The organism is Psychrobacter sp. H27 (assembly GCF_059072655.1).
In genome coordinates, this window is the sequence record NZ_JCACRX010000001.1 from 782,024 (window position 1) to 795,059 (window position 13,036).

At 44.4% G+C, this 13,036-nt stretch carries 10 protein-coding genes; 4 read left to right on the plus strand and 6 right to left on the minus strand.

Annotated features, from left to right (window positions below; translation table 11 throughout):
• Nucleotides 1-71: 71 nt before the first annotated feature.
• Together AC5JPY_RS03015 and AC5JPY_RS03020 are read right to left on the minus strand one after the other, a co-directional pair.
• The gene (locus AC5JPY_RS03015; protein WP_493852072.1) at nucleotides 72-1,790 is read right to left on the minus strand and encodes an AMP-binding protein; all 1,719 of its coding nucleotides are present in this window, start codon (nucleotides 1,788-1,790) and stop codon (nucleotides 72-74) included.
• A gap of 325 nt (nucleotides 1,791-2,115) precedes the next feature.
• Nucleotides 2,116-3,246 (minus strand): DNA topoisomerase IB, encoded by a 1,131-nt coding sequence (locus AC5JPY_RS03020; RefSeq protein ID WP_493852073.1) that lies wholly within the window; start codon nucleotides 3,244-3,246, stop codon nucleotides 2,116-2,118.
• Between the two features lie 188 nt (nucleotides 3,247-3,434).
• Between AC5JPY_RS03020 and AC5JPY_RS03025 the strand changes: the two genes are divergently transcribed.
• Nucleotides 3,435-3,887: a GNAT family N-acetyltransferase gene (locus tag AC5JPY_RS03025; RefSeq protein ID WP_493852074.1), complete on the plus strand. Its 453-nt coding sequence runs from the start codon at nucleotides 3,435-3,437 to the stop codon at nucleotides 3,885-3,887.
• Nucleotides 3,888-3,979: 92 nt separating this feature from the next.
• Here the strand turns inward: AC5JPY_RS03025 and ppnP are convergent, their stop codons facing one another.
• The 4 genes from ppnP to AC5JPY_RS03045 all read right to left on the minus strand — a co-directional run bounded on the left by ppnP (nucleotide 3,980) and on the right by AC5JPY_RS03045 (nucleotide 6,958).
• Entirely contained in the window at nucleotides 3,980-4,264 is a 285-nt protein-coding gene (ppnP, locus tag AC5JPY_RS03030) for a pyrimidine/purine nucleoside phosphorylase (protein WP_057760713.1), read from the minus strand.
• A 77-nt stretch (nucleotides 4,265-4,341) separates the two neighbouring features.
• A protein-coding gene (prfB, locus tag AC5JPY_RS03035; RefSeq protein WP_493852075.1) for a peptide chain release factor 2 occupies nucleotides 4,342-5,437 on the minus strand; the annotation gives its coding sequence in 2 pieces (ribosomal slippage) (nucleotides 4,342-5,364 and nucleotides 5,366-5,437; 1,095 coding nt in all).
• Nucleotides 5,438-5,561: 124 nt separating this feature from the next.
• Nucleotides 5,562-6,263, minus strand: a complete 702-nt coding sequence (locus AC5JPY_RS03040; RefSeq protein ID WP_493852076.1) for an HAD family hydrolase — start codon at nucleotides 6,261-6,263, stop codon at nucleotides 5,562-5,564.
• A gap of 158 nt (nucleotides 6,264-6,421) precedes the next feature.
• On the minus strand, nucleotides 6,422-6,958 hold the full coding sequence (locus AC5JPY_RS03045; protein WP_493852077.1) for a gamma carbonic anhydrase family protein: 537 nt from the start codon (nucleotides 6,956-6,958) through the stop codon (nucleotides 6,422-6,424).
• A gap of 262 nt (nucleotides 6,959-7,220) precedes the next feature.
• On the opposite strand from AC5JPY_RS03045, the gene AC5JPY_RS03050 reads away from it, so the two are divergent.
• From AC5JPY_RS03050 to carB, 3 genes are all read left to right on the plus strand, one after another.
• Nucleotides 7,221-7,769: a phosphatase PAP2 family protein gene (locus AC5JPY_RS03050; protein ID WP_058025191.1), complete on the plus strand. Its 549-nt coding sequence runs from the start codon at nucleotides 7,221-7,223 to the stop codon at nucleotides 7,767-7,769.
• Nucleotides 7,770-8,053: 284 nt separating this feature from the next.
• Entirely contained in the window at nucleotides 8,054-9,295 is a 1,242-nt protein-coding gene (gene carA, locus AC5JPY_RS03055) for a glutamine-hydrolyzing carbamoyl-phosphate synthase small subunit (protein WP_493852078.1), read from the plus strand.
• A gap of 153 nt (nucleotides 9,296-9,448) precedes the next feature.
• A complete protein-coding gene (gene carB, locus AC5JPY_RS03060; RefSeq protein WP_493852079.1) occupies nucleotides 9,449-12,703 on the plus strand; it encodes a carbamoyl-phosphate synthase large subunit in 3,255 nt (1,084 codons plus the stop codon).
• Nucleotides 12,704-13,036 lie beyond the last annotated feature (333 nt).

Consider the following 13,036-nt stretch of genomic DNA (forward strand, 5'->3'; position numbering starts at 1 on the left):
GATTATTCCTTTAGATTTTGCTTCTTATTAGATACTTTTCTATTAAATTTATAGACGCTTTATCAACTCATTCATGCAGCAGACAGACTACGTAGCAAAAAGCGTTGAATCTTACCACTTGGCGTTTTGGGCAGTTCTGTCACAAACTCAACCTCACGCGGATACGCATGAGTAGATAAGCGTTTGCGTACCAGCTCTTGGATTTCTTTGGCGATTTGCTCACTGCCTTCGACACCGTCTTTTAGCACCACATAAGACTTGATGGTATGACCACGCACTTCATCCGGCACGCCCACGGCCGCAGATTCTGCAACGGCGTCATGCTCTAATACGGTGTTTTCGACATCCGTAGGTCCGACGCGGTAACCTGCGGTAATAATAATGTCATCATCACGGCCTGAGAACCAGTAACTACCGTCACTATGACGCTCGACCACATCGCCTGTTAGATAGTAATCCTCTACAAAGGCTTGTTTTTCATTCCAGCTATAACCACGGAAATAGAACGCAGGCGACTGACTGACCACGACTGCTAACTGTCCTTGCTCACCATCTGGCAGTACAGTCATATCATCACCTAATACCACTAACGTATGACCTGGTAGTGCCATTCCCATTGACCCCACTGGAGACTCGTGCGTTAACGCATGATGCGCACAGCAAGTCATGCCAGTTTCTGTTTGCCCATATTGATCTTTTACCTGACAGTCTAGATAAGTTTCGACCCAGTTGACCACTTCGGTGTTCAGTGTCTCCCCTGCTGAGTTGGCGCAGCGCAAAGACAGCTTGGCATTGGTATCAAGGTCAACGTCATTGTTGTCTTTATTATCAAATACGCCGCTAGATTTCATCATTCGAAATGCCGTCGGTGAAGAGGCTAAATTGGTAATCTTGTGACGTACCATAAAATCACGGGTATTAGTCGCGTCAAATCCTGCCTCATTAAAATAAGTGGCGATGCCCAGTAGCAGAGGCCCTGTAATGGCATAGTACAAGCCATATGCCCAGCCTGGATCTGCCATGTTCCAATATTGATCATCTTCGCGTAGATCGATGGCATAACGCATATATAGGTAAAAAGCAGGTAATGCGGCTAACGGAACGCTGACGCCTTTTGATTTACCAACCGTGCCTGAGGTAAACATTTGCAAAAATGGCGCATCCGTATCGAGCATCACTGGTTCGATCGTTTGCGACTGCACTGCCATAGACTGGCTGTAATGATCGTCACCCCACGTCTGAGCATCTTCTATACTGCCGACCAATACCATTTTGGTTTGCTCAGCCAAATCTTCAAACTTGCTGCGATTTTCTAAGTTAGTAAAAACGACTTTGGTATCGGCTTTATCCATCCGATATTTGATTGAGTCATAACCAAAAGCAGTAAATAGCGGCTGATATACGGCTCCGATACGCCATGTTGCCAATACAACGGTTAGCAGCTCGGGCGTGCGCGGTAGCATAGTCGCTACTTTGTCGCCCGCTTTTACCCCATACGACTGTAGTAAGTTAGCGATTTGAGCACTTGCTTTGTCAAGCTCACCAAAACTCATGCGTGTTATGTTGCCTGCTGTGTCTTCGTGTACTAACGCAGCATTGTCAGCGCGGCCATCGCGTACATGGCGACCACAGCAAGCCATATAAGCATTTAAACGATCATCCACATGCTCGCCAAATATTTCTGACAGCAGTGTATCCATATCAAAATTATTATAGTAATCGGTATAGTTTTTTGGTGTGACGGTAGTATCTGTATCAATATTCGTCGGAGTTTGAGAGGGGGTGTTCATAAGCTAATCCTTTAGCAATATCAGGTCACTGGTAAAATGGTGAAATAGTAAAATGGGATTGTATGATTGCAAAACGGCCACATCCTATAGACCGTTTCATAGGTTCGTATTTATCATGCTCTATTAGTAACGCATTTTTACGTTTATTTCAATACATAACGTATCATTTTTATTTTATAGAAATAGAGATAATCTATAACTAATTATCATTAATTCGTTATAAATCCGCAAAGACACCTACAATCAATAGCCAAAGTACTGCCACATATTTTCAATTTCCTATTAAAGAATTAACACTTCAATATTATTGTCTAAAACCTCACACTTAAACATCAGCTCTTAAAAACCCTAATAACGCTTTCTCTTCACAGCTTTGGTATTTCTTAGTTCGACCGCGGCGCGCTTGTTTGTAAGTTTCAAAAAACTGTCCTGCCAAAAAACGCTCAATGACAATGGGATGAATATAAGAGGCACGGCATACGGTCGGCGTGTTGCCCAGCTCTGCTGCCACACTTTTTACCATATCAGTAACTAATTGCTGTCGCTCAGTGCTTTCTGGTGCACTGGCTAGTATGCTAGCGCCTGCAGACGTTTGTAGCTCATCATATAGGTAGCTTGCTGCAAGTACACTTGCCATCCATGTGCGAAAATCCTTTGCGCTGTACAGTTTACTTTCGCAGTCCATGCCGCACGTATGCATCCGTAAGTAGTCATTGATATCACTACTGTCAACGACTTGCTTATGACCGTTGTCATTTAAGTATTTGAATATTTGATAACCTGGCAGTTCAGAACATGCTTGCACGATGTCAATCAATCGCTCATCTTGCAGCTCAATATGATGCTCTTTTGCACTTTTTCCGACGAAATCAAACGCCAGTCCATTGTCGGTTTCACTAACATGCTTACTACGTAACGTACTTAGACCATAGCTTTTATTTTGTTTGGCGTAGCGGCTATTACCAATACGAATCAAAGTGGTCTCTAGCAATTTAACAACGGCAGCAAGCACATTGGTGCGTGACAGCGACTCTGCTTCCAAATCTGCCTCCACCTGCGCGCGTAGATTGGGCAGTGCCTCTGCAAATCCTATCATCGCATCAAACTTTGCTTGGTCACGGATGTTGTTCCATGACGGATGATACAGATACTGTTTGCGCGATTTTTCGTCTCGCCCTGTTGATTGCAGATGGCCTCGTTCGTCTTGGCATATCCACACCTCTGACCACATAGGCGGTATCACCAATGCATCAAAACGCTGACGCAATGCTTTGTCTTTGACCGTGTTGCCTGTTGCATCACGATAAGTAAAGCCGCGACCCCAACGTCTACGCTCGTAGCCTGGTTCATTGTCACTCACATAACGCAAATTAGCGCGGCGTGCGAGATGCTCGTAATCATAACGCACATCTTTGGTCATTGTCTGCTGGCTAGTCTGTAATTTTGCCTTTGTCATAAACCTATATACCTTTGAGAATTCATGGTTTTAGCATAATTAATGACGGTAGTTTTTGCTGTTTATTTGGCACAGACAAAGTGTAATGCTGTGTAAAATAAAGCAGTGATAAAAATAGGGATAAGGGTTCTAAGTGCTGTACTTTTGAGGCATAATTCAGCATTACTCACGACTTAAGTTTATAAAAAATGAACCATTCACCTGTGAAAATAAAGCCACTCGCTCTCGCCGATCACGATCTTTGGGCGCACTTATGGCAAAACTATCTGACATTTTATGAAACCAATTTGCCATCAAGCACGACGGAGACGACGTGGCGCAATCTGCTTGATGATGACGTCTCTGTTTATGGATTTGGGGCGTGGAGGGATGGTATTTTGGTAGGCATTACCCATGTGGTACTGCATCCCAACACATGGAATACTAACGCGTGTTGTTACTTAGAAGATTTATATGTCGCGAATAATGTCCGTGGTCAAGGCGTAGGACGTGCATTGATTGAACATGTATACTCCTTTGCTAAGGATAAGGACTGCAACCGTGTCTACTGGACGACACAAGAAAGCAACACCACCGCTCGTAAACTCTATGATGCCATTGCGACTCAGACAGATATGGTTCAGTACCGTAAGGACTTATAAAGAGTGAGCTAGAGAATGAAATGCCCACAAAAAACGCCAAGCATCAAATACTTGGCTTTTTTCGTTTTGATACTGCTATAACTTAGAAGTCGTTATTTACCATATACACATAGATAAGCGGTTTCGACGTCTACTTTTACTTGGAACTTCTGATTAGCTTCAACGGTAAACTGCTCGCCAGCGTTAAACGTTTGCCACTCATCACTCTCTGGTAATTTTACGGTCAATGCACCGCTCACCACGCTCATGGTTTCAAATTCACTGGTGCCAAACTCATACTCACCAATTTCCATGACGCCGACAGTCGCAGGCTTGGTAGCCGTTTGAAAAGCAATAGAAGTCACTTTATCATCAAAATAATTATTAACGCTTGGCATAATTTTCCTTAATTAAATATTGGTTACTATTTCAATTAGTTACTATTTTAAAACGGCTGCTTATTTAAAACAGCCTTTTACAGTCCTGCTTTTAGACTCGCTTCGATAAACTGATCGAGGTCACCATCTAGCACCGCACCAGTGTTAAAGGTTTCAACACCCGTACGCAAGTCTTTGATACGTGAGTCATCGAGCACGTATGAGCGAATTTGACTGCCCCAGCCGACGTCAGACTTGCCATCTTCTACCGCTTGCTGCGATTCCATACGTTTTTGCATTTCCAGCTCATAGAGCTTAGCACGTAGCATTTTCATCGCCGTGGCTTTGTTACCATGTTGACTACGCTCATTCTGACAGGTCACTACCACACCTGATGGCTCATGGGTAATACGTACCGCAGAATCTGTCGTGTTTACGTGCTGACCACCCGCCCCAGATGAACGATAGGTATCGATACGCAAATCTGCTGGATTGATATCAATCTCGACGTTGTCATCAATCTCAGGCGAGACAAACACCGCAGCAAACGAGGTATGACGACCATTATTACTATCAAATGGTGATTTACGCACTAAACGGTGAACGCCAATCTCGGTACGCAACCAACCAAACGCATAATCGCCTTTGATCTCAATGGTTGCCGACTTAATACCAGCCACGCTACCTGATGACACTTCAATCACATCTACTTTGAAGCCATGTGATTCTGCCCAGCGTGTATACATGCGCAGCAGCATTTCAGCCCAATCTTGCGCTTCAGTACCGCCACTGCCTGACTGAATATCCAAGTAGCAGTTATTTGGATCCATCTCACCGCTAAACATTCGGCGGAATTCTAAATCAGCAACACGTTTCTCAGCGCTATCTAGCTCGCTCTGCACATCGGCTAGCAATGACTCATCTTCTGCTTCGACTGCCAACTCTAGCATGGCAGACGCATCTTCTAATGTCGTCTCAAGTGACACTACCACATCGATGACACCATCAAGGTGACTTTTTTCTTTATTAATCTTGGTCGCGCGCTCTGGATCATTCCATAGCTCGGGGTTTTCTAACTCTAAATTAACTTCTTCTAAGCGTTCTTGCTTACCATCGAAGTCAAAGATACCTCCGCAAATCCTGCCCACGCTCTGATAAATCTTTAATTTGCTCTTGATACGGATTGATTTCCATAAATGTTCCTGTTTTTCTAAAAAAATAAATAATGAATGTGGCGCTATTTTAAATGAGATTGATGCTAAATGGTTCGCTAATTAACGCTATTGCTAATGTTGCTACTATTACTAGCTTAAATAATCTAAATTGACCAATCTTCTACTGCCCAGCGATGTGCCAAAGCATGCGCATGTAACGCATCATCAGGTGATACGCAAACGGCCACATCAGCCCATTCGAGTAACGGAATATCATTTTTGGAATCTGAATACGCATACGTTTTTTCAAAGGTGATGCCAGAGGTTTGCTGTTTATTTAGCCATTTATCTAAATGGTATATTTTGCCCGCTTGGAAGTTTGGTCTGTCAGTTAGCTTACCTGTATAGCGATTGTCTTTGATCTCTAATGGCGTTGCCAATACATTGGCTTCTTCCACGCCAAAACGCTTGGCAATAGCCGATACCACAAAATCATTGGTCGCAGAAATAATCACCACATCGTGCCCTTGCTCAATGTGCTGGCACAACGCTTCCATCGCTTTTGGGCGAATATGTGGCTCGATTTCGCTTTTAATATAGTCTTCTCTTAGCTCATCAAGTCTATCAAGCGGCAGACTGCTCAAAAACTGCGCGACGAATTCATTGTACTCTGTCGCGTCTAGCGTACCTTCAATATAGTCATTATAAAATTTCTGATTGGCAGTGCGGTACTGCGCCTCATCGACAAGGTCATGCTTTACGATATACTCACCCCAGAGATAATCGCTATCGACATCAAGTAATGTATGATCTAAATCAAATAATGCCAGTTGTTTTTGTTGTGTTTGTGCTTGATTTGCCTGCATGGTGAGACCTTATCGTTGGTTGCGAAAAAATATGAATTATTTAATAAAATTGGGTACAGTTATCTACTAAGGCTGACCGTATTAATTGAACAGTCTATCAATGAAATAAGTATGCACCCTATCGTCTATCTATTTAAACTTAGCTCGTTTACTTACCCTTAGTCAGGCATCGCTATTTCTGTTAAGCCTGTTTTAAATTTCTGGCAACGCTCAGCATAATGTAGCGCTGACATTTTTAGCATCGCTGCTTGCTCATCTGTCAGCGTCTTGACTACTTTTGCAGGCGCGCCCATCACTAGCGAGTTATCAGGAATCACCTGACCTTCAGTAATTAAGGCTTTCGCCCCTATCAGACAGTTTTTACCGATTTTGACATTGTTAAGTACCACAGCGCCAATGCCAATCAAGCTATTATCACCGACTTCACAGCCGTGTAGCATTGCCAGATGGCCGATGGTAACATAATTGCCGACTGTGACCTTTATGCCTGCATCGGTATGAATCACACTATTTTCTTGCACATTACTATAGTCGCCGATATGAATACGATCGTTATCGCCGCGTATCACCGCACCAAACCAAACATTGGCCTGATGACCCAAATACACATCACCGATTACTTGTGCTGAATCAGCCACCCAACCATTGAAGGGTACGGCAAACTCAGGGGTTTTGTCTAAATATTTAAATATCATCGTTTTTCCTTAGTAAGGATAATGTTATTTTGGAGTAAGTCATTGGTTATACCACGATCATTTTTATGCTTATTTGATTCGCATGTCAAAGAACCATCTCACTTTGGACCATAGCCATAAAAAATATATTTTACAGTATACAATCCCATTTAATACCTTATCGTGTGTCCACTTTATAGTACAATTAGCAAGGCCAACATTCTCATTTTGCTATCGTAGCGCCTGCCCTAACAAGTACCGCTACCCTACTAAGGACGCATCCATGCTTCGCGAAACACACGTACCTATTATCTTGTTGGCAAGTAGTGTGATCATCACCGCGCCCAGTTATGCTGAAGATACCTCAAGTTTGGAGAGAGCCGGTGACATTGTTGCGGTTGCCATACCTGCCATTGCTTATGGCAGCACGCATTATATGAATGATAAAGAGGGACGTCAGCAATTTTATCAATCATTTGCTACCAATCTTGCCGTGACCTATGCTGTGAAGTCAACCATTAATAAAGAGCGCCCTGACCATAGCGACAATGACTCCTTCCCATCAGGACATACTTCTTTGGCATTTCAGGGCGCAAGCTTCATTCATAAACGCTATGGATTAGAATATAGTATTCCAGCTTATGTTGGCGCAACTTTTGTAGGTTATAGCCGTGTTAAAGCGGAAAAACATGATGTGGCTGATGTATTTGCTGGTGCAGCACTAGGGGTTGCCAGTAGTATGTATTTGACCAAAAGCTATAACGATCAGCTTCTCATCACAACCAATCTTGCGCCTGACTATTACGGGCTGTCTGTCCACTACCAGTTTTAATCACTCAGTTTGCCCTTGATACTAGCCATAAGTTACTATTTTGTATATAATACGCAAAATCTGTGCCTAAGCGAGCGGACATGATGCAAGTTACCTATTCACTATCTAGTGGGTTTTGTAGTTTTCATCAATAATGTCTTCTCGCTTTTTTGTGGAAAATTTTTGTGTATCGCCCTTTTTTTACTTTTATATGACAACAGTCAAATGCCGTAAATAAAAGGATACGGAGCAATTTTAGTCCAACAAAATATGATGGCACTCACCAATAACAGCGGAGGCAATCCTTGAATTCATCGGCAGAAATACAAGCAATTTTGGCACTAGCAGACGGTACAATCTTTCGCGGTGTCAGTATCGGCAGCCTAGGTCATCGTATTGGTGAAGTGGTATTTAACACAGCCATGACAGGGTATCAAGAAATCCTAACCGATCCAAGTTATGCCCGCCAGCTGGTGACTTTGACTTACCCTCACATCGGTAATACAGGCACCAATAGCGAGGACACAGAATCTGGCAATGGTCACAAAGTATGGGCAGACGGTCTTATCATCCGTGATGCCACCATGGCAACCTCTAACTTCCGTAACTCAGAGTCACTTAGCGACTATTTACAGCGTAATGAGACAGTGGCTATCGCTGAAATTGATACGCGTCAGCTAACACGTCTATTACGTGATAAAGGTGCACAGAACGGCTGTATCATGACCGCATCAGATGGTGAGACTATCAGTAGCGACGATGAGCAAAAAGCGATTGAGTTAGCGAAAGGCTTTGCAGGTCTAAAAGGCATGGACTTGGCAAAAGAATGCTGTACTAAAGAGAACTTCGAGTGGACAGCAGGTACCTGGGATTTATCAGACACCCTACTCAACCGTGATATTCATGGTAGTCATGATAGCGGTACTGGCGGCTTCTTTAAGCAACTTGGCACTCACATCGATTCTAAATACAACGTCGTTGCTTATGACTTCGGTAGCAAAACAAACATCCTGCGCATGCTCGTCGACCGCGGTTGTCACGTGACGGTTGTACCAGCACAGACCCCTATCGCAGACGTGCTAGCGATGAATCCAGATGGCATCTTCTTATCAAACGGCCCTGGTGATCCTGCAGCTTGTGATTACGCTATCGATGCGGTACGTCACATCATTGAACAAACTGACGTCCCAACGTTTGGCATCTGCTTAGGCCATCAGCTGATTGGTCTAGCAAGCGGCGCAAATACCATCAAAATGAAAACTGGCCATCATGGTGCCAACCATCCAGTACAAGACTTAGCGACTGGTACGGTTATGATTACCAGTCAGAACCACGGCTTTGCGGTTGATGAAGACACGCTACCTGACAACGTTAAATCTACTCATCGCTCATTATTCGATGGTACTAACCAAGGTATCGAGTTGACCGATAAGCCTGTATTTAGCTTCCAAGGTCACCCAGAAGCCAGCCCTGGTCCACATGACTGCGCGCCATTGTTTGATAAGTTTGCGGATATGATGGAAGCATCTAAAACTGCCCAAGCGTAAACGGTTGATTATAACTACATAATAAGTAAACGCTTGAATCGTCCATAGCGCTTCAAGCGGCACTAAATAAAGCACTGCAAGTATCAAACGCCTTGAGCGTTACTAAAAATAAAGATTACTCAAATTATCACCCAAACGAAGGTAGCTCTAACTATGCCAAAACGTACCGACATAAAAAGCATTCTTATCATTGGCGCAGGCCCTATCGTCATCGGCCAAGCATGTGAGTTTGACTATTCAGGCGCACAGGCGTGTAAAGCACTAAAAGAAGAAGGCTACCGCGTCATCTTGGTCAACTCAAACCCTGCGACCATCATGACTGACCCTGTCATGGCTGACGCGACCTATATCGAGCCGATTACTTGGCAGACCGTTGAGCAAATCATTGCCAAAGAACGTCCAGATGCAATCTTGCCAACGATGGGCGGACAGACAGCTCTAAACTGTGCGCTAGAGCTAGACAAGCACGGCGTATTGACCAAGTATAACTGCGAGTTGATTGGCGCGACCAAAGACTCAATCGAGATGGCAGAAGACCGCAACTTGTTTGATAAAGCCATGAAGCGTATCGGCCTTGAGTGCCCTCGCGCTGAAACCGCTGAAACCATGGAAGAAGCCTTTGCTACTCAAGAAAAAATGGGCTATCCGTGTATTATTCGTCCATCATTCACGATGGGTGGTTCAGGCGGCGGTATCGCCTATAACCGCGATGAGTTCATTGAAATCTGTGAGCGCGGTTTTGATTTGTCTCCAAACCATCAATTATTGATCGATGAATCATTGATTGGTTGGAAAGAATACGAGATGGAAGTGGTTCGTGACAAAAACGACAACTGCATCATCATCTGCGCTATCGAAAACTTTGACCCAATGGGCGTGCATACCGGTGACTCAATCACCGTTGCGCCAGCACAGACCTTGACGGACAAAGAATACCAAATCATGCGTAATGCGTCATTAGCAGTACTGCGTGAGATCGGTGTAGAAACTGGCGGCTCAAACGTACAGTTCGGTATCAACCCTGATACTGGTCGCATGGTGGTCATCGAGATGAACCCACGCGTGTCACGCTCGTCTGCCCTAGCCTCAAAAGCCACTGGCTTCCCGATTGCCAAAATCGCAGCGAAACTAGCCATTGGTTACACGCTAGACGAATTGCAAAACGACATCACTGGTGGCAAAACGCCAGCCAGTTTTGAGCCTGCACTTGATTATGTCGTGACCAAGATACCTCGTTTTAACTTCGAAAAATTCCCACAAGCAGACAACATCCTATCGACTCAGATGAAATCGGTCGGTGAAGTGATGGCGATTGGTCGTAACTTCCAAGAGTCTATGCAAAAAGCATTGCGCGGTATGGAAACAGGTGCGGATGGCTTTGACGAGCAAATTGACTTGTCAAAAGTAAGTGCCGAAAAAGCGCGTAGCGAAATCATTAACCGCCTAACCATTCCAACACCTGAGCGTATCTACTACGTTGCTGATGCATTCCGCGTCGGTATGAGTGTCGATGAAGTGTTTAACTTTACCAAGATTGACCCATGGTTCTTGGTACAGATCGAAGACATCGTCAAAACAGAAGCTACCGTAAAATCACTTGGTTTTGGCGGCTTGAACGAGAAAAATCTACGTAGCTTTAAACGTAAAGGCTTATCAGATTTGCGCTTGGCTAAATTGCTTGGCATCTCACAGAAGCAGCTACGCAAAAAGCGCTGGGATCTAAACGTCTATCCAGTCTATAAGCGTGTAGATACCTGTGCAGCAGAGTTTGCTACTAGCACTGCTTATATGTACTCGACCTACGATAGCGAATGTGAAGCAAACCCAACAGACAAAAAGAAAATCATGGTTATCGGCGGTGGCCCTAACCGTATCGGCCAAGGTATTGAGTTTGACTACTGCTGTGTACATGCAGCGCTTGCCATGCGTGAAGATGGTTACGAGACCATCATGGTCAACTGTAACCCTGAAACGGTTTCAACCGATTATGACACTTCTGACCGTCTATACTTTGAGCCAATCACGTTAGAAGACGTGTTAGAGATCGTTCGTATCGAAAACCCTGATGGCGTGATTGTCCAGTTCGGTGGTCAAACGCCATTGAAACTTGCTCGTGCACTAGAGTCAGCAGGCGTTAAAATCATCGGTACTAGCCCAGATGCAATCGACCGTGCCGAAGATCGTGAACGCTTCCAGCACATGATTCAGCAGCTGAATTTAGTACAGCCATCAAACGCTCTAGCGACCAGCTTAGAAGACGGCTTGGTTAAAGCAAAAGATGTAGGCTATCCATTGGTTGTACGTCCATCTTATGTACTAGGTGGCCGCGCGATGGAAATCGTCTACAACGAAGACGAGCTAAGACATTACCTACGTACTGCGGTACAAGCATCGAACGAAGCGCCTGTCCTACTAGATCGTTTCTTAGATGATGCTATCGAAGTCGACGTAGACTGTGTATGTGATGGTACTGATGTCGTCATCGGCGGTATCATGCAACATATCGAACAGGCTGGTGTCCACTCAGGTGACTCAGCATGCTCACTACCACCATACTCACTGTCTAAAGAGCTATGTGATGTGATGCGTGCACAGACGGTCGCCATGGCAAAAGAGCTAGGTGTTATCGGTCTGATGAACGTACAGTTCGCAGTAAAAGGTGAAACGGTATATATCCTAGAAGTGAACCCACGTGCTGCACGTACAGTACCGTTTGTCTCTAAGTGTATCGGTACTTCGTTAGCACAGGTTGCAGCGCGCTGTATGGCTGGTACTTCGCTTAAAGACCAAGGTTTTACCACTGAAATCGTTCCAGCATTCTATGCGGTCAAAGAAGCGGTATTCCCATTCGCCAAGTTCCCAGGTGTTGACCCAATCTTGAGTCCTGAGATGAAATCAACGGGCGAAGTTATGGGCGTGGGCAAAACCTTTGGCGAAGCATTCTACAAGGCCATTATCGGTAGTAATGAGCGTCTGCCAGGTCTACCGACTGAAGGCGAGACAAAAACGGTCTTTATCTCAGTTCGTGATAGTGACAAAGCCCAAATTGCTCCGATTGCTCGTCAGCTTGCAGACTTTGGCTTTAAGATTGTCTCGACCACTGGCACGCAAAAAGTACTGAGCGACGCTGGTATCGAATGTCAGCAAATCAACAAGGTCACTGAAGGTCGCCCGCATATCGTTGACGCCTTGAAAAACGGCAAAATTGACCTTATCATCAACACAACTGAAGGCAAGCAGGCACAAGAGGACTCGTTCTCTATTCGCCGCAGTGCGCTACAGGGCAAGGTATTCTATGTCACCACGTTAGGTGCAGCCGATGCGGTTTGTAAATCTTACGCGATTGACTTACCGTTTGATGTCTATAAGTTACAAGATTTGCATGAGCAAGCAAAGTCTATTGGCTAGTTCTATTGACTTGGTAGAATAATTTCAGTAGATTAAGCATAACCATTAGGCTTGCCTAATCGCTCACAAAGGCATCGCTAAATACAACCGAGCGCTGCCAGAGAGCGACACCTTTATCATGATAGACCCAAAAGCATAGTGGCAATATTGCGACTATGCTTTTTATTACGTAAGCTTAAGCGTGGCTATGCTTAAATTGAGGTGAGATACACTCATAAATGATAGTCAGCTTACTTATTACGACGTCTTAATTATCATTCTTTTATATTTTATATCCATTGCAACAGCACTGACACCATCTCATTATGAGGTGGTGTGGTGTTATTGGTTTAA

What these genes read in the sequence shown, in the direction of transcription:
- AC5JPY_RS03045 (WP_493852077.1), bottom strand. Translation starts at nt 6,958, where the DNA reads ATGATATTTAAATATTTAGACAAAACCCCTGAGTTTGCCGTACCCTTC.
- AC5JPY_RS03020 (WP_493852073.1), bottom strand. Translation starts at nt 3,246, where the DNA reads ATGACAAAGGCAAAATTACAGACTAGCCAGCAGACAATGACCAAAGAT.
- AC5JPY_RS03040 (WP_493852076.1), bottom strand. Translation starts at nt 6,263, where the DNA reads ATGCAGGCAAATCAAGCACAAACACAACAAAAACAACTGGCATTATTT.
- AC5JPY_RS03015 (WP_493852072.1), bottom strand. Translation starts at nt 1,790, where the DNA reads ATGAACACCCCCTCTCAAACTCCGACGAATATTGATACAGATACTACC.
- carB (WP_493852079.1), top strand. Translation starts at nt 9,449, where the DNA reads ATGCCAAAACGTACCGACATAAAAAGCATTCTTATCATTGGCGCAGGC.
- ppnP (WP_057760713.1), bottom strand. Translation starts at nt 4,264, where the DNA reads ATGCCAAGCGTTAATAATTATTTTGATGATAAAGTGACTTCTATTGCT.
- AC5JPY_RS03050 (WP_058025191.1), top strand. Translation starts at nt 7,221, where the DNA reads ATGCTTCGCGAAACACACGTACCTATTATCTTGTTGGCAAGTAGTGTG.
- AC5JPY_RS03025 (WP_493852074.1), top strand. Translation starts at nt 3,435, where the DNA reads ATGAACCATTCACCTGTGAAAATAAAGCCACTCGCTCTCGCCGATCAC.